General features: G+C 56.4%; 13 protein-coding genes and 2 pseudogenes. 4 read left to right on the forward strand and 11 right to left on the reverse strand.

Annotation, left to right across the window (positions count from 1 at the left end):
* Window positions 1-83 precede the first annotated feature (83 nt).
* Window positions 84-1,031: a LysR family transcriptional regulator gene (locus tag JTY93_RS03230; protein ID WP_205479450.1), complete on the reverse strand. Its 948-nt coding sequence runs from the start codon at window positions 1,029-1,031 to the stop codon at window positions 84-86.
* A gap of 131 nt (window positions 1,032-1,162) precedes the next feature.
* On the opposite strand from JTY93_RS03230, the gene JTY93_RS03235 reads away from it, so the two are divergent.
* On the forward strand, window positions 1,163-2,689 hold the full coding sequence (locus tag JTY93_RS03235; RefSeq protein WP_205479452.1) for a CoA-acylating methylmalonate-semialdehyde dehydrogenase: 1,527 nt from the start codon (window positions 1,163-1,165) through the stop codon (window positions 2,687-2,689).
* Between the two features lie 14 nt (window positions 2,690-2,703).
* Window positions 2,704-3,591: a 3-hydroxyisobutyrate dehydrogenase gene (gene mmsB / locus JTY93_RS03240; protein WP_205479461.1), complete on the forward strand. Its 888-nt coding sequence runs from the start codon at window positions 2,704-2,706 to the stop codon at window positions 3,589-3,591.
* Window positions 3,592-3,817: 226 nt separating this feature from the next.
* Here mmsB and JTY93_RS03245 read toward each other — a convergent pair.
* The 6 genes and pseudogenes from JTY93_RS03245 to JTY93_RS03270 all read right to left on the reverse strand — a co-directional run.
* A pseudogene (locus JTY93_RS03245) lies at window positions 3,818-3,979 on the reverse strand (cupin domain-containing protein); the annotation flags it as partial.
* 83 nt (window positions 3,980-4,062) lie between these two features.
* Window positions 4,063-4,470: a hypothetical protein gene (locus JTY93_RS03250; RefSeq protein ID WP_038445787.1), complete on the reverse strand. Its 408-nt coding sequence runs from the start codon at window positions 4,468-4,470 to the stop codon at window positions 4,063-4,065.
* Window positions 4,463-6,304: a site-specific integrase gene (locus JTY93_RS03255; protein WP_205479218.1), complete on the reverse strand. Its 1,842-nt coding sequence runs from the start codon at window positions 6,302-6,304 to the stop codon at window positions 4,463-4,465. Before JTY93_RS03255 ends, JTY93_RS03250 begins: the two co-directional genes overlap by 8 nt.
* Complete coding sequence (locus JTY93_RS03260; protein WP_205479208.1) at window positions 6,301-7,911, reverse strand: hypothetical protein; 1,611 nt, start codon at window positions 7,909-7,911, stop codon at window positions 6,301-6,303. The genes JTY93_RS03255 and JTY93_RS03260 overlap by 4 nt, the downstream gene beginning before the upstream one ends.
* On the reverse strand, window positions 7,908-8,963 hold the full coding sequence (locus JTY93_RS03265) for a tyrosine-type recombinase/integrase (RefSeq protein ID WP_205479206.1): 1,056 nt from the start codon (window positions 8,961-8,963) through the stop codon (window positions 7,908-7,910). Before JTY93_RS03265 ends, JTY93_RS03260 begins: the two co-directional genes overlap by 4 nt.
* A 266-nt stretch (window positions 8,964-9,229) precedes the next feature.
* Window positions 9,230-9,418: pseudogene (locus JTY93_RS03270) on the reverse strand (cupin domain-containing protein); the annotation flags it as partial.
* Between the two features lie 365 nt (window positions 9,419-9,783).
* Here JTY93_RS03270 and kynB point away from each other — a divergent pair.
* Together kynB and kynA are read left to right on the forward strand one after the other, a co-directional pair.
* Complete coding sequence (gene kynB, locus JTY93_RS03275) at window positions 9,784-10,434, forward strand: arylformamidase (protein ID WP_205479204.1); 651 nt, start codon at window positions 9,784-9,786, stop codon at window positions 10,432-10,434.
* A complete protein-coding gene (kynA, locus tag JTY93_RS03280) occupies window positions 10,431-11,288 on the forward strand; it encodes a tryptophan 2,3-dioxygenase (RefSeq protein ID WP_029299913.1) in 858 nt (285 codons plus the stop codon). Before kynB ends, kynA begins: the two co-directional genes overlap by 4 nt.
* Before the next feature lie 240 nt (window positions 11,289-11,528).
* Here the strand turns inward: kynA and JTY93_RS03285 are convergent, their stop codons facing one another.
* The 4 genes from JTY93_RS03285 to antA form a co-directional block, all read right to left on the reverse strand.
* Window positions 11,529-12,932: an amino acid permease gene (locus JTY93_RS03285; RefSeq protein WP_205479194.1), complete on the reverse strand. Its 1,404-nt coding sequence runs from the start codon at window positions 12,930-12,932 to the stop codon at window positions 11,529-11,531.
* A gap of 71 nt (window positions 12,933-13,003) precedes the next feature.
* Entirely contained in the window at window positions 13,004-14,011 is a 1,008-nt protein-coding gene (gene antC, locus JTY93_RS03290; RefSeq protein ID WP_205479192.1) for an anthranilate 1,2-dioxygenase electron transfer component AntC, read from the reverse strand.
* A gap of 150 nt (window positions 14,012-14,161) precedes the next feature.
* Window positions 14,162-14,653 carry an anthranilate 1,2-dioxygenase small subunit gene (gene antB, locus JTY93_RS03295; protein WP_029299908.1) on the reverse strand — a complete coding sequence of 164 codons (492 nt, stop codon included), beginning with the start codon at window positions 14,651-14,653 and terminating at the stop codon, window positions 14,162-14,164.
* Complete coding sequence (gene antA, locus JTY93_RS03300; RefSeq protein ID WP_205479182.1) at window positions 14,653-16,044, reverse strand: anthranilate 1,2-dioxygenase large subunit; 1,392 nt, start codon at window positions 16,042-16,044, stop codon at window positions 14,653-14,655. Before antA ends, antB begins: the two co-directional genes overlap by 1 nt.
* Between the last annotated feature and the right edge of the window lie 77 nt (window positions 16,045-16,121).

Below are 16,121 nucleotides of genomic sequence, written 5' to 3' on the forward strand. Positions count from 1 at the left end.
TGACCCACCGCGATCGCTGGCAAGCCAGCTCCTACAGTTGTTCGTGTCGATCTGTAGGAGCGGGCTTGAACTGTGATAGCGGTTCAGTCGGCAAACACCATCTCCCGCGTTTCCCCCATCAAAAGCCCCTGGTTTTGCTCCGTTACTTCCCTGATGTAATCCCACAACAACGTAATCCGCTTCAACTTGCGCAAATCCTCCCGGCAATACATCCAGAACTGCCGCGTAATAGTGATCTCCTCACCCAGCACCGGCAGCAACCTTGAGTCCTGCGCGGCCAGGAAGCACGGCAGGATCGCCAGTGAGCGCCCCTGCTGCGCCGCCACGTATTGCGCAATCACGCTGGTGCTGCGCAGGCTGGCGCTGGCGCCTGGAACGACATTGGCCAGGTACAGCAGCTCCGAGCTGAACGCCAGGTCATCCACGTAGCTGATAAACGGATGGTCGGCCAGGTCGGCCGGGCGGCGGATGGGCGGGTGTTGGTCGAGGTAGTCCTGGGTCGCGTACAGCTGCAGTTTGTAGTCGCACAGTTTGCAGCACACGTAGGGCCCGTGTTCCGGGCGTTCCAGGGCGATGACGATATCGGCTTCACGCTTGGACAGGCTGATGAAGTGAGGCAGGGGCAGGATATCCACTGAGATCGCCGGGTAGGTGTCGACGAAGTGGCTCAATTGCGGGGTGACGAAAAAACTGCCGAAGCCCTCGGTGCAGCCCATGCGCACATGCCCCGACAGCGCCACGCCGGAGCCGGACACTTGTTCGCAGGCCATGTGCAGGGTGCTTTCGATGGACTCGGCATAACCCAGCAAGCGCTGGCCTTCATTGGTCAGGACGAAGCCGCTGGTCCGGGATTTTTCGAACAACAGGGTGCCCAACGAACCTTCCAACGAACTGATACGCCGCGACACCGTGGTGTAGTCCACCGCCAGGCGCTTGGCGGCGACGCTGGCCTTGCGGGTGCGCGCCACTTCGAGGAAAAACTTCAGGTCATCCCAGTTCAGCGACCCTAAAGACGTGATGTTTTTTTGCATGTTGGACCGGCTTTTATGTGGGTTCTTATTGGAAGTTTGCACATCTATACTCCAAAAATCGTCCGAACGCCTCATCCTCAAGGCGCTTCACGCCTTGGCTCTCTGCATAACTACAAGATCTGGAGACCACAATGAACGCATCGCTTACGTCTGCCGATACCACCGTGAAACAGGCCAAACTGTTGATCAACGGTGAATGGGTCGAGTCCAAGACCACCCAATGGCAAGACATCGTCAACCCGGCGACCCAACAAGTCCTGGCCCGTGTGCCCTTTGCCACGGCCGATGAAGTCAATGCAGCCATCGACGCCGCCCAGCGCGCCTTCCAGACCTGGAAGCTGACGCCGATCGGCGCGCGCATGCGCATCATGCTCAAGCTGCAGGCGCTGATCCGTGAACACTCCAAGCGCATTGCCGCAGTACTCAGTGCCGAGCAGGGCAAGACCATTGCCGATGCCGAAGGCGATATTTTCCGTGGCCTGGAAGTGGTCGAACACGCCTGTTCCATCGGTACCCTGCAAATGGGCGAGTTTGCCGAGAACGTCGCCGGCGGTGTCGACACCTACACCCTGCGCCAACCGATCGGCGTGTGTGCCGGGATCACCCCGTTCAACTTCCCGGCAATGATCCCGTTGTGGATGTTCCCGATGGCCATCGCCTGCGGTAACACCTTCGTGCTCAAGCCTTCGGAACAGGATCCATTGTCGACCCTGATGCTGGTGGAACTGGCGCTGGAGGCTGGCGTGCCAGCGGGCGTGCTGAACGTGGTTCACGGTGGCAAGGATGTGGTGGATGCGCTGTGCACCCACAAAGATATCAAGGCTGTGTCCTTTGTCGGCTCGACCGCCGTCGGCACCCACGTCTACGACCTGGCGGGCAAACACGGCAAGCGCGTGCAATCGATGATGGGCGCGAAGAACCACGCGGTGGTGCTGCCGGATGCCAACCGCGAACAGACTCTCAACGCCCTGGTCGGCGCCGGTTTCGGTGCAGCCGGTCAGCGCTGCATGGCCACTTCGGTGGTGGTGCTGGTTGGCGCCGCCAAGCAATGGCTGCCTGACCTCAAGGCTCTGGCGCAGAAACTCAAAGTGAACGCCGGCAGCGAAGCGGGTACCGACGTGGGCCCAGTGATTTCCAAGCGCGCCAAGGCACGTATCCTCGACCTGATCGAGAGCGGCGTGAAAGAAGGCGCCAAGTTGGAATTGGACGGCCGCGACATCCAGGTGCCGGGCTTCGAGCAAGGCAACTTCGTCGGCCCGACCCTGTTCTCGGGCGTGACCACCGACATGCAGATCTACACCCAGGAAATCTTCGGCCCGGTGCTGGTGGTGCTGGAAGTCGATACCCTCGATGAGGCGATCGCTTTGGTCAACGCCAACCCGTTCGGCAACGGTACCGGCCTGTTCACCCAGAGCGGTGCGGCGGCGCGCAAGTTCCAGAGCGAAATCGACGTCGGCCAGGTGGGCATCAACATCCCGATCCCGGTGCCAGTCCCGATCTTCAGCTTCACCGGTTCCCGTGGTTCGAAACTCGGCGACCTGGGCCCATACGGCAAGCAAGTGGTGCAGTTCTACACCCAGACCAAAACCGTCACCAGCCGCTGGTTTGACGACGACAGCGTCAATGATGGCGTCAACACCACCATCAACCTGCGTTGATCAAGGAGACGACCATGAAGATTGCATTTATCGGCCTGGGCAACATGGGCGCGCCCATGGCCCGCAACCTGATCAAGGCTGGCCATGCGCTGAACCTGTTCGACCTGAACCAGACGGTGCTCAACGAACTGGCCGCGCTGGGCGGCACCATCAGTGCTTCGCCGCGGGATGCGGCCCAGGGCGCGGAGCTGGTATTGACCATGCTGCCCGCCGCCGCCCATGTGCGCAGCGTATGGCTCAATGAAGACGGCGTGCTGGCCGGCATCGGCAAAGGCGTGCCAGCCGTGGATTGCAGCACCATCGACCCACAGACCGCGCGCGACGTAGCGGCGGCTGCAGCCAAACACGGCGTGGCGATGGCCGATGCCCCGGTTTCCGGTGGCACCGGTGGTGCCCAGGCCGGGACGTTGACCTTTATGGTCGGCGCCAACCCGGAACTGTTCGCCACCTTGCAACCGGTGCTGGCGCAGATGGGCCGCAACATCGTGCATTGCGGTGACGTGGGCACCGGACAGATCGCCAAGATCTGCAACAACCTGCTGTTGGGGATCAGCATGGTGGGTGTCAGTGAAGCCATGGCTTTGGGCGATGCGCTGGGTATCGATACGCAAGTGCTGGCCGGCATCATCAACAGCTCCACCGGGCGTTGCTGGAGTTCCGACACCTACAACCCTTGGCCGGGCGTAATCGAAACCGCGCCGGCCTCCCGGGGTTACACCGGCGGATTTGGCGCCGACCTGATGCTCAAGGACCTGGGCCTGGCGACCGAAGCCGCGCGCCAGGCGCACCAGCCAGTGATTCTGGGAGCGGTGGCGCAGCAGTTGTATCAATCGATGAGCCAGCGCGGGGACGGAGGCAAGGACTTCTCGGCGATCATCAACAGCTATCGCAAGCCTCTATAGGTCAAAGGGCTCGCGATCAAGAGGCGACTTGTTGTGATGAGGCGGCTTGTGGCAAGGGGGCTTGTTGTGGCGAGGGGGCTTGTCCCCCGCTGGGCGGCGAAGCCGCCCCAGTAGGCCCCCCGACTTCCTTCAGATAGACCGAGGCGGTAGGTTTTGGGGCGGCTTCGCCACCCAGCGGGGGACAAGCCCCCTCGCCACAACAAGCTGGTTTGTCCCAAAGTCTGTATCAGGCAAACACGAAATACTTACGCACCGTCTCGACCACTTCCCACGTGCCCTTCATGCCGGGCTCCACCACAAAGATATCCCCTGCGCGCAAATGGATCGGTTCCAGGCCGTCCGGGGTGATCACGCAGTAGCCTTCCTGGAAATGGCAGTATTCCCACTTATTTGGTAGACCTTGTAACAGTGTTACTGCCATCCAAGCCCCGTATTTTCGGGCTCTCCGGGCAGTAACACTAATCGGGGGTTTCAGCGTTTTCTGATGTCTACAACGTTGTTGCTTTCGAGCCTTGAATGCAGCTCCGCATTCTGAAGCATCAAGGCGGCGTTTACGGAGGCGATCTCAGCTAACTGAGCTCGTAGCTCCTTAATCTCCGCTCGAAGCTCTGAAGCCTTCTGACGCTGCTCGCTAAGGGCCTGCCTGGTCACATCTCTCTGTTGTCTAACGTCGTTGTTCGCCAGCAACCGAATCTGCTCTGCGAGATCCGGGTAATTGTTATGAATAGTTGCGTTGCTTACCCCCGCCTCTTCAGCGACAGCTTTGATGGATATCTTCCGATCTTTCGCTATAACTTTTGGTCGGCCATTCGTGATTGCAGTAATCGCCAGGCGAATCGACCTTCTGGTCTGTTCGCCCTTGGAAAGTATTTTATCCATGTGTCATCTCCACTGGCGCCCCAAGGTCTTTGAGCACCTTCTCGCATCTTGCTACATCCCTACGGACACGCTCTAGACCTGATTCACCTATATCAGTCAGGTCAAGCAGCTCAATTTGCTGTTCATAGATGCCTTGCCAGACCGGCAACTTAGTGTCGTCGATCAGAGAGTTAACACAGTCTCCGCAACGGGTTGCTTCTAGGCCAGAGCCTCCCACACAGTTTCCAAGGTCGTTAGTGCACCAAGCAACGGAGGTTGCTCGGATGTGAACAAAATCAGCAACTGTCTTCACCATCTCCGAACGATCCTGATAGGTCTTGATTTGGGCAGCCCGGAATTTCATTACGCCATCTGCGAGGCCACCACTAAGTGGAGTAGTCTCATCAAGCATATGATCGATGATGCTTTCTTTTGCCTCGCTGTAAGCCTGCATGAGCTCGTCCAGCAGGTCAGAGTCCTTTTGCTCATTTGCGGCGTAGAGAGCGGTCATGTCCAGACTCCAGTGCTTGAAGTGTTTCTTCAAGTATCGAAGATCACCATGAGCACTCCGAACAACATATACAGCGAAAGTTCTTCGGAACTGGTGCGAGGTCAGGTTCCAGTCAAGCCCCAGGTCGGTGCAATAGCCGGTTAATAAGTTACCTAAGTTGGCGAGAGTGCTTATCTCGCCCGTGATGGTATGTTTCCCTAGGAAGATCACATCCTTGTGGCGCGATAATTGTGCGGCAATGTGGCAGTCAGCGTTCACAGAGAATAGCTCATCTATTTTCTGTTTTAGCTCCTCGCGTAGTGGGGCCGTTATCTTGGCTGCAACTGAAATAGCTTGGTGGGTAGCCTCGGTAACAACCCACTCCGTGTCACCTTCTCCGGTTTTCTCTGAGCGCCCGCGCATCCAGTAGATGGTTTTTCCATCAGAGTCTTCCGTCGTAAAACGACAATCCTCTTTGAGAGAATGCAGCTCATGGATTCTCACTCCGCTGGTAGTCAAAATTATAACTGCGCAAGCAATATACGTTTTCCTGAGTTCACCAAGAACTTCTCTTAACCCACCGTCGAAGCCCTGACTCTGCAGAAAAGGAGATGTATATAAAGTTTGGTTGCCGCGTGAGGTCAGCGTCGAAATGATCTGGCGGGATGCATCTCTCAGCTCGATAAGATACTCCGCTCGCTCCATGTGACTTACTGACTGTTGAAAAAGCACAGCTAGGATGTCATCCGGGATCACAGGCGTTTTACCCTTGAGATACCATTCAGTTCCATTTTTTCCAGATAGTGTTGATGCAGAGGAATCCGGCCAAGGATGTCGCATGGGATCAACAGTATCTTGACTCAACAAGTGAAGCTGTTCCACGCCAGTAAATCTCAGGCGCAGAGCGTCAATAGTGAGCAAGGCCTCTTTACGGCCTTTGACAAGCTTGGTGTCCAGCGTGTAGTTGGAGAACAGTAGAGGGTTGATCGCGTTAAGGCTGTCGGTGTGCTTGCTTATGTAGTTTAAAAAGCTTAACGCGTTCGTGAAAAATAGCTTAATGGTGCTCCCTCTAGGTGGTTGTCCAAAGAGGCCAAATAATGAGTATTTCAGAACGCACAATTTCAGAATATGAACAAATTTGGATGGCACGGTTTTGAAGTTTAGACGTTTGAACGACTTTGTTACGCTGGTGGTAAATTGTGAATCAGGAATGATCCAAACATCATCAAAAAAGCTACTGAGTACCAACAGCTTACCACTCGGAGTGGTCGTGTAAGAAAAGATGACCTTGGAGAAGTCATTGGTTATCAGTGCCTCGCTTACTTCTAAATTGTTCCGCACGATAACTGCGTCAGCGCTATTCATTGTACTTCCTCAATTTCGATGAGGTCAGTGTTTTTGATTGGCGATCTCCATAGGAGGTGTGGCTTGCTTGCTGCCAATTCTTTCGCCCCTTGAATTTTCGCTGCGTCAAATTTAGGCGCAATATCTCTATTAATGATTCTAAGAATGTAGGAATACTCGCGATTCCATCGCTTAGCACCCAACTCAGATCTCAGAGATACCACGTGGTTGTAGAAGCTAAACAGTTTATGTAGATCATCCCCGGTAACGACAAAACTTTGGCATTTGAAGCAGCCGAAAACTTCGAGACAGATTTTTCCATTTTTGGGGGCGCGATGGCCGTTGCGACTGTCCTGGCAACTGGCGACTGATGTCCGCTCAACGCTACGCGACAACAGTTCTCGGTTTCTGACCTCGCCCATGAAAGCATGGTCTTTTTCAGCATCTACAGGTGGCGCAAGGTAGTGATCATCGCTCACCTTGACAGAGTGCCCGGCGAGGGCGGCGGCCACTATAGGATCATGTCCTGAAAGCTCAAAAACTCTGTTTGAAAATGTCTTCCGGAGCTTTGAGATATTAACTACCAGACGTTGTCCCTTATCATCTTCAAGAAGGTATTTCTCTGCCAGCAACTTTCCTGCGTATTGCACGACATCCGACTTTATCCGAGCAGGTTTTGGATCGGCCCTGGTGCTTTGCCGAAAAATAAAAAGAGACTCAGGATAATCACTCTTGAGTCTGAGCTCCTGGTTCCTCTGCTCGACCATCCTAAAGACCGAATCTACACGCGGTGCCATCTCGTGGGCACTCTCTACTGTTGAGCTTCCACGAAGCGAGCTGATCTGGGTGTTCTTACCTCGGCGCTTATAGGTTACTAATAGCCGCTTGTGAGGGTGGAATGGATGAGGCTGCAAAGCGTCGACCCTTAATTCGAACAAGGGCTGAGCGTTTAGTCCAGTACAAGTGGAAATCCATAGCAAACACATGCCAAGCTCGCTTGAAGATAGCGGGCCGGTTTCGCTTTTTATCCGGTGGATTTCGGCTGATAATGCCTGCGCCAACCTTCTCCTCTCGCCGGGAGTGTAGGCTGTCTCGCCTTTGTACTTTTTATTAATGTTTGGATAAGGCTTTTTGGGGAAGCTTACTTTCAGATCAATATGCTTAATTGCGGTTAGCACAGACTTGGTTTTGAGATAGTACGAGCGCTGCGCAGTGTAGCTCAAGTTTGAAGCAAGGTGTTGCATGTAGGCCAGAATGAAGGTTCTGTCTAGATCGGCGATCTTAAGTTCATTCTGCGAGGTTGCTGCCGCCCAGATTTCACAAAACTTGAATAGCTTAGTGAGTCCTGCATTGCAGTACCCGATAACAGTTACGACCGAAAGATCAGTTTGATTGCTGTTTAATGATCTTTCCAGAAGTTCAACTATGGTCGACTGGCACTTAATTACAACATCATCATAGCCCTTTCCATAGAAGGGGCCGAAGTCATATATCCGTTGGCTGGATGAGCTCGGGGGAAACGCTATGAAGGTTTGTTTCGGTATCTCGTCGGGAGCCGTCTCTTTCTTTGGGGCCCTCAGCGCCGAAACCAAGGATGGATCTGTAATCTTGAAATTTTTCTTTTTCACTGCGCAATGCCTTGGCACATTTCATCAAGTTCGCTTTGGTAACTATCCATGACGTTGCTTTCGAGTATGTCGAGAACGTGTAAGTATTTCTCAGTTGTACTCAAGCTTGCATGACCCATCCTGTCTCGGATGTACATTAGTGGGTCAAACTTACAATTCAATTTTCGTAGTAAGTAAAGGGAGTGTGTTGCATAAGTATGGCGTAGAATGTGCGGCCTTACATGAAAAGATAATCCCAGGTCGTTGTAGATCTTATTCAATCCACGCCCATTGCTGCTCCAAGGTAACCCTTCAGAGTTAAGAAATAAGATAGATTGAAACTCACCGCTTAGTGATGCCCTGGCGCCACGTTCTAGCTGAATATAACGCCAAAGGTCTTCCATTAGTGAGATGGGGACATCTATACCTCTCGGTTTGCTGCCTTTTAAGATCATGTCTTCAGGCTTCAAGTTAATGCGCACGTGAAACCTAGAGCCACTGAGGCCGGCAGGGTTAACTATATACTTTGTTGGGAATGTCAAAAGCTCTTGCTTTCGAAGGCCCGTGGCTAAAGCAAGCCTTGTAATCAGCTTGTGCTCAGTGTTTTTGATTGAGCTCAGTAGTTCTTTGACTTGCCCATGAGTTAATACGTGTATTCTTGTTTTTTGTGTCGAAAGGAGCACGTCCGGTGTTGTCTTCCAACCGCCGCTGGTATCTGTGTGGGCCAAGAATCCCTTTGAGGTTGGAACTTTAACTTCTTCGATTTGATATGGAAGTGAGTTTACCCAGCCTTTCCTTAAAGCAAATTTATAGAATTTAATAACGATGCGCAGCCGTGCATTGACGGTACTGGTTGCAAGTCCGCAATCCTTAACGCTCCAGTCTCGATAAACTGAAAGTATGGTGTTATCGCGATCTGAGTTGTCTCTCCAGTCGAGTTCATTGGCATGACAGAACGCGAGAAAGTCGTAGAGCGCTGAGCCATAAACGTCCCAACTTCCTTCACTTTTTACGCGCCCGCGCTTGATGCATTCATTAACCAGGAACTCGAAAGGCTCTTGAAGGACGACCATCCTGTCACTGAGGATCAAGGGGAAATTAGGGTATGGCCTTCCCAATACCTTGAAGCTCTCCGTTGAAAAAACGAGCCTCATCGACGGCTTAGCCTTGGAGCAACAAGCACCAGAGCGCCGGTCAGTCTCGTAGGTTCAAGATCTTGGAATCGCGAAGGAGGTGGTGCTGAGAGGGTCACGCTTGCGGCCTAGGAGAGGAAGGGCCGCGAATATAGAAGGGGATCGGGGAGGGGTCAACTGATTTGTAACACCTTGAGGTCGACCAACCACTTCACATACTCCACCCGCCATTTGCCGGGGGTGCAGATCCAGGTGCCCATGATCTTGCTGCCGTCTTCGCTGGTATAGGCGTTGAGGTTGACGGTGTGCGGGTCGCCTTCGAGCTTCTCCCATTTGCAGGCATCCAGGACCGGCAGGGGGTGGGTATCGCGCAATACGGTGATGGGCTGGGACATGATGGCTCCAAGGCAGGGAAGGGAAAGGTGAACCCTATAGCGCCGGGGCAAATGCCTATGGTCTGAACTCGACATCGGGATGCCCAGAAGCGCAGCTCACACACTCTGCAAAAATACACAAAACCCCTGTGGGAGCGGGCTTGCTCGCGAAAGCGGTGGGTCAGTTGATGAATCATTGCCTGACACTGCGCAATCGCGGGCAAGCCCGCTCCCACATTTGATCTGCGGTGGCTGAAGGATCCATTCACTAATCAGACATTTCTTCGCAGTAAGTACGAAAGAAATCAGCCTTTGCGCTGGAATTCGCAAGAATATTTACCGCTGGCCCTCGTATCATTCACTTTAGAAACAACCGAGAGCCTCGTATGAATCCAATAAAAACGTGGTGGGATATCAGCCCACCCTTGAGCACCGCCACCCCGACGTGGCCGGGCGATACGCCGTTCCAGGAAGAGCGCGTCTGGCAGTTCGGCCCCGAATGCCCGGTCAACGTTGGGCGCATCACCCTGTCGCCCCACACCGGCGCCCATGTCGATGCGCCGTTGCACTACAGCGCCGACGGTGCGCCCATCGGCGAAGTCTCGCTGGAGGTGTACATGGGCCCCTGCCGGGTGGTGTATTGCCTGGACGGCGGCGCGCTGGTGCAGCCGGAGCAGTTGCAAGGCCACCTGGATAACCTGCCGGAACGGGTTCTGTTGCGTACTTATCAACAGGCGCCACTGACTAATTGGGATTCGAGCTTCACCGCCGTCGCCCAAGAAACCGTCGAGCTGCTGGCCAGCCTGGGCGTACGTTTGATTGGCATCGACACCCCGTCCCTGGACCCGCAACAGTCCAAGACCATGGATGCTCACAACGCTGTCGCCCGTCATGGCATGGCGATTCTCGAAGGCATCGTGCTCGACGATGTACCGCAAGGCGATTACGAGTTGATCGCCCTGCCGCTGCGTTTTGCCAACCTCGATGCCAGCCCGGTACGAGCAATCCTGCGCCCGCTCAAGGAGCCCACGCGATGAGCCAGTGTCCTTTCTCCCCTGATTACCAGCCGCCGGAAGAGTGGCATAACGCCGAGCTGAATTTTTCCGAGTCCATGAGCTACGGCGATTACCTGGACCTGGGCAAAGTGCTCACGGCCCAGCACCCGCTGTCGCCGGACCATAACGAAATGCTGTTTATCATCCAGCACCAGACTTCCGAGCTGTGGATGAAGCTGATGCTCCACGAACTCAAGGCCGCCCGTGAGCACGTGCGCCTGGGTGAGCTGGCGCCGGCGTTCAAGATGCTGGCGCGGGTGTCGCGCATCTTCGACCAACTGGTGCACGCCTGGGCGGTCCTGGCGACCATGACGCCGTCGGAATACAAGTCGATCCGCCCGTACCTGGGGCAGTCGTCGGGTTTCCAGTCGTTCCAGTACCGGGAAATCGAGTTCATCCTCGGCAACAAAAGCGCGGCGCTGTTGCGGCCTCACGCCCACCGCCCGGAGTTGCTCAAGGAGCTGCAAGTGGCGATTGCCACGCCGTCGCTGTATGACGAGGCGATCAACCTGATGATCAAGGCGGGCCTGGCGATTGACCCGCAGCGCGCGCAACGCGATCCGACGGCGCCTACGGTGCATGACGAATCCGTGGAGGCGGCGTGGCGCGAGGTGTATCGCGATCCGAACCGTTACTGGGACCTGTATCAGTTGGCCGAGAAGTTTATCGACCTGGAGGACTCGTTCCGCCAATGGCGCTTCCGCCATGTCACCACCGTAGAGCGAATCATCGGTTTCCAGCCGGGCACCGGCGGCACCGAAGGTGTGGGGTACTTGCGCAAGATGCTCGACACCGTGCTGTTCCCCGAGCTGTGGCGAGTGCGTTCAACGCTGTAATAAAAAAGCCCCGGTTCTCCGGGGCTTTTTCATTGGCAATACATTCCTATTGTGGCCCTGTTCATATGGGCGCCGGGCTAGCCTTAAACGAACGCAATGCTCAAAGCAGCGAAGATCAAATGTGGGAGCGGGCTTGCTCGCGAAGACGTCGGCTCAGCAAACATTGATGTTGACTGACCCACTGCTTTCGCGAGCAAGCCCACACAAGCCCGCTCCCAGATGAGCGGGCCTCAACACAGGTTACTGCGCGACAGCCACAGCCTTGGTCTTCTTGGCGCGCAACCAGTACGCCAGGAAGAGAATCCCCACCCACACCGGCATCGCATACACCGACGGGCGCATGTCCGGAATCGCCAGCATCACGCCCACGATCACCAGCATGAACGCCAGGCACAGGTAGTTGCTGAACGGGAACCAGAAAGTCTTGAACGTCGGCACTACGCCTTGTTCACCCATGGCCTTGCGGAACTTGATGTGGGTCAGGCTGATCAGCGCCCAGTTGATCATCAGCGACGCAACCACCAGGGCAAACAACAGTACCAGGGCATCCTTGGGCGCCACGTAGTTGATCACCACGCACAGCAGCGTCACCAGGGCCGAAATGCCCAGGGCGCGCAGCGGTACGCCTTGCTTGTTGAGCTTCATCAGCGCCTTGGGCGCGTCGCCTTGCTCGGCCAGGCCGAAGAGCATGCGGCTGTTGCAGTACACGCCGCTGTTGTACACCGACAGCGCCGCAGTCAGCACCACGAAGTTGAGGATGTGCGCGGCGGTGTCGTTACCAATCAGCGAGAAGATCTGCACGAATGGGCTGGCGCTGTAGGCATCGCCTGAGGCACCGAGGGTTTGCAGCAGTTGATCCCATGGGTACAGCGACAGCAGCACGGTGAGGGCGCCGACGTAGAAAATCAGGATCCGGTACACCACCTGGTTGATCGCCTTGGGGATCACTTTGCGTGGCTCGCTGGCTTCGGCGGCGGTAATACCCACCAGCTCCAGGCCACCGAACGAGAACATGATGAAGGCCATGGCCATCAGCAGGCCCATGCCGCCATTGGGGAAGAAGCCGCCGTGGTCCCACAGGTTGCTGATCGAGGCCTGTGGTCCGCCGGTGCCGCTGAACAGCAGGTAGCAGCCGAGCACGATCATGCCGATGATCGCCACCACCTTGATGATCGCGAACCAGAACTCGGTCTCACCGAAGAACTTCACGTTCAGGGTATTGATCAGGTTCACCGCAATGAAGAACACCACGGCACTGACCCAGGTCGGTATTTCCGGCCACCAGAACTGGATGTACTTGCCCACCGCCGTCAATTCGGCCATGCCCACCAGCACATACAGCACCCAGTAGTTCCAGCCGGCGAGGAAGCCTGCGTAGCCGCCCCAGTACTTGTGGGCGAAGTGGCTGAAGGAGCCGGCGACCGGTTCCTCGACGATCATCTCGCCCAACTGGCGCATGATCAGGAACGCGATAAACCCGGCTATCGCATAGCCCAGGATCATCGACGGCCCCGCCGACTTCAGCACCCCGGCCGAACCGAGGAACAAGCCCGTACCAATCGCCCCACCCAGGGCAATCAACTGAATATGCCGGTTTTTCAGGCCACGCTTGAGGCCCACCGGGTTAACCATGTCATCCGCCATTAACATTCCCTTCTACTTGTTTTTTTCAGGGTTGATCCTGCACGCCAGACCCGCCCCTCACTGCTGAGGGGTCAGATATTACTCTCGGTAAACTTTTCGTAATACAGCTGAACGCCATCAAGTGCCTGTTCTTGCAGCCAGTTCTTGATGGATTCGACCATTGGAGGGGGGCCGCATACGTACATATCTGCCGATCTATCCCGCAATTCGGCCAGGTCGAAATGCTCGGTCAAATAACCGCGTTTGCCCAACCACTGCGGCGATGGGTCGCTGAGCACTTCGGTGTAGCGAAAACCACGGATGGATTGGGCATACGCCTTGATGCGCTCGGCCTCGCACAAATCCTCGGCACCGCGCACACCGTAATACAGGTGTACCGGTTGCTCGCAGCCACGCTCGGCCAATTCGTCGAGCATTCCCAGCAGCGCCGACAAGCCGGTGCCGCCGGCCACCAGTACCAATGGCTGGGTGACGTGCCTTAGATAAAACGCACCCAGCGGCGCTTCCAGGGTGATTTCATCGCCGACCTGGCAGCGTTCGCGCATGTAGTTGCTCATCACCCCATCCGGCAGCAGGCGGATCAGGAACTGCAAGCGGTTGCCCGGGCGGTTGGCGAAGGAGTAGGAGCGCTGGTGCTGAGTGCCTGGAATCGACAGGCGCGCATATTGGCCCGGTAGAAAGTCCAGGGACTGTTCCAATTGCACCGACAGGATCGCGGTGCTGGCCGACACGTGCTGCACTTCGCACACCTTGGCACTGATCTGCACGGGGCCCGGCGCATTACACAGGCTTGAATCGAAATCGAAGTAAAACGTCGCGTCGGATTGCACCCGGGTCTGGCAACTGAGCATTTTGCGCTGTTGCAGGTCGAGGCTGGAAAGCGCCTCGTCGTCCACATAATCCTGGCTGTAGTCGCCGGATTCGCAGCGACCCTGGCAGGTGCCGCAGACACCTTCGCGGCAATCGAGGGGGATCTTGATCCCGTTGCGCAGCGCCGCGTCCAGCAGGATCTCGTTGGCGCCCACTGGGAAGAACAAGGTCTTGCCGTCGGCAAAACTGAAGGCCACTTTGTGATTCATCCACCGTTCTCCATGGATTGGGTAATACCTGTAGGAGCGAGCTTGCTCGCGAAAAACGTTAACGATGGCGCGGGCATCCTGAATGCACGCGCAGCCCTTGGTTTTTTCGCGAGCAAGCTCGCTCCTACAGTTGAAGGGGGGACGTCAACGTCAGAGGTGGTAGAAATCCAGCACCGAGTTGATGGTGTCGTTGAGCAGCAGCGCATGCTTGCGCGTGATCAGCCAACTGTCGCCATGGGGCTTGAGGCTATAGGTGGCGTGGCCATAGAACTGCTCCGACATCGCCAACCGATAAAACAGCGTGTGCCAGTTCAAGCGCACCTCCAGGCAGCCGTCTGCCAGCTCGGTAACTCGCACGTTGTTGATCAGGTGCAAGGTGCGCGGCATCGGTGTGGCGGACGCAGCCTTGCCGGTGCGCAGGCGGAATACCCGGTCTTCCAGGCCCGAACGGTTGGCGTAGTAGATCAGCGACATCTCGCGCTTGGGGTCGCGGGTATAGACGTGTTCCGAATCCCACTGCGGCAGATGGAACTCACTCTGCGGGTCAAACAACTGCACATAGGCATCCCAGTCCTGGGCGTCGCACAGCTCGGATTTGCGGTAGAAAAACTGCTCGATCTGGTACTGCAATTGCGCGTTCATCATTTCACCTCGTGCAGTTTCAGGGCTTGTGCGTCGAGACCGTCCAGCAGGAATGTCTGCCAGTTGCGGTGCTGGTTGACGTACAGCCCTTCGTGGGTGAATTCGGTGCCAGTCATCGCCGGTGTGATGCCGATGGCCTCGCTGTTGGGCGTCGACCCGGTTTCCCAGCGGTGGCTGCCCCGGGAGATATCGCTCCAGCGTTCCAGGCGGCCCTGGAAACCACGTTGGGCTTCGCGAAATTCCACCAGGTCATCCGGGGTGCCCATGCCGGACACGTTGAAGAAGTCTTCAAACTGGCGGATGCGGTTTTCGCGGTCGGCGTCGGACTCGTGCTTGACCCCCAGGCACTGGCTGATGATCTCGGTCTTGTTCCACGCCACCGGGCGGATAATGCGCAGTTGCGAGCTGATCTGGTCGAGGAAGAACAGGCTCGGGTAGACGTTCAAGTTGCGCAGGCGGTGCATCATCCACTCGGCCTTCTGCTGGCCGTGTTCTGCCACCAGGCGCGGCATGATGGTGGCGTAGCCGGAGCGCACGCTGGGGTTGGGCATGTCGCTGAACAACACGCTGTGGCCGTTGTTGAAGGCAAACCAGCCGTCATCGGTGTTGGCATCGCCAGCGCCGAGTTTGCTGTAGTCCAGGGTGCTGCCGCAGGCGCTGCCGTTTTCGGTGTTGACCTGCTGGCGATGCTGCACCGTGGCCACGTAGTTATAGTGCACGGTGCTGACGTGGTAGCCGTCCAGGCCGTTTTCGTTTTGCAGCTTCCAGTTGCCGTCGTAGGTATAGGCCGACTTGCCCGGCAGCACTTCCAGCTCACCGGTGGCGGACTGCGCGACCATCATGTCGAAGAACACTTTGGCGTCGCCGAGGAAGTCTTGCAGGCTGTCGGTGCCCTGCACGTCGAGGCTGATAAACACAAAGCCCTTGTAGCTTTCGATGCGCGCCTTCTTCAGGCCCCGAGTGGCCTTGTCGAAACCTTCCGGGTATTCCCCCGGCGCCTTGACCTTCACCAGGCGGCCATCGCTCTTGTAGCACCAGGCGTGGAACGGGCAGGTGAAGGTGGACTGGTTACCCTTGCCGACGCGGGTCAGGGTGGTGCCGCGATGCTGGCAGGCGTTGATCAAGGCATTGAGCTGGCCTTCACCGTCGCGGGTGATGATCATCGGCTGGCGCCCGGCACGCATGGTCACGAAGTCATGGTTATTGGCCAGTTCGCTTTCGTGGCAGGCGTAGATCCAGTTCTTTTCGAAGATCAGTTCCATCTCCAGGTCGAACAGCTCGGGCTCGGTAAACATGTCCCGGGCGATGCGGAACACACCCTCGGCCGGACGAAAGTCCAGGCAGCTTTCGATGAACGTTTTCCACTGCTCGACGCTTCTTGCACCACTCATGGGAGGCACCTTTTATTGGGTAGCTAATCGGTGGTTCATTAGAGGCGGGCAGGGGGGCGCCCAGCTATCCGCTTAGT

This window comes from Pseudomonas hygromyciniae, from assembly GCF_016925675.1.
Taxonomy (GTDB): Bacteria; Pseudomonadota; Gammaproteobacteria; order Pseudomonadales; family Pseudomonadaceae; genus Aquipseudomonas; species Aquipseudomonas hygromyciniae.

Excerpts from the sequence above, each read along its gene's own strand:
- JTY93_RS03230 (WP_205479450.1), bottom strand. The coding sequence starts at position 1,031 with ATGCAAAAAAACATCACGTCTTTAGGGTCGCTGAACTGGGATGACCTG.
- JTY93_RS03235 (WP_205479452.1), top strand. The coding sequence starts at position 1,163 with ATGAACGCATCGCTTACGTCTGCCGATACCACCGTGAAACAGGCCAAA.
- mmsB (WP_205479461.1), top strand. The coding sequence starts at position 2,704 with ATGAAGATTGCATTTATCGGCCTGGGCAACATGGGCGCGCCCATGGCC.
- JTY93_RS03250 (WP_038445787.1), bottom strand. The coding sequence starts at position 4,470 with ATGGATAAAATACTTTCCAAGGGCGAACAGACCAGAAGGTCGATTCGC.
- JTY93_RS03255 (WP_205479218.1), bottom strand. The coding sequence starts at position 6,304 with ATGAATAGCGCTGACGCAGTTATCGTGCGGAACAATTTAGAAGTAAGC.
- JTY93_RS03265 (WP_205479206.1), bottom strand. The coding sequence starts at position 8,963 with ATGGTCGTCCTTCAAGAGCCTTTCGAGTTCCTGGTTAATGAATGCATC.
- kynB (WP_205479204.1), top strand. The coding sequence starts at position 9,784 with ATGAATCCAATAAAAACGTGGTGGGATATCAGCCCACCCTTGAGCACC.
- kynA (WP_029299913.1), top strand. The coding sequence starts at position 10,431 with ATGAGCCAGTGTCCTTTCTCCCCTGATTACCAGCCGCCGGAAGAGTGG.
- JTY93_RS03285 (WP_205479194.1), bottom strand. The coding sequence starts at position 12,932 with ATGGCGGATGACATGGTTAACCCGGTGGGCCTCAAGCGTGGCCTGAAA.
- antC (WP_205479192.1), bottom strand. The coding sequence starts at position 14,011 with ATGAATCACAAAGTGGCCTTCAGTTTTGCCGACGGCAAGACCTTGTTC.
- antB (WP_029299908.1), bottom strand. The coding sequence starts at position 14,653 with ATGAACGCGCAATTGCAGTACCAGATCGAGCAGTTTTTCTACCGCAAA.
- antA (WP_205479182.1), bottom strand. The coding sequence starts at position 16,044 with ATGAGTGGTGCAAGAAGCGTCGAGCAGTGGAAAACGTTCATCGAAAGC.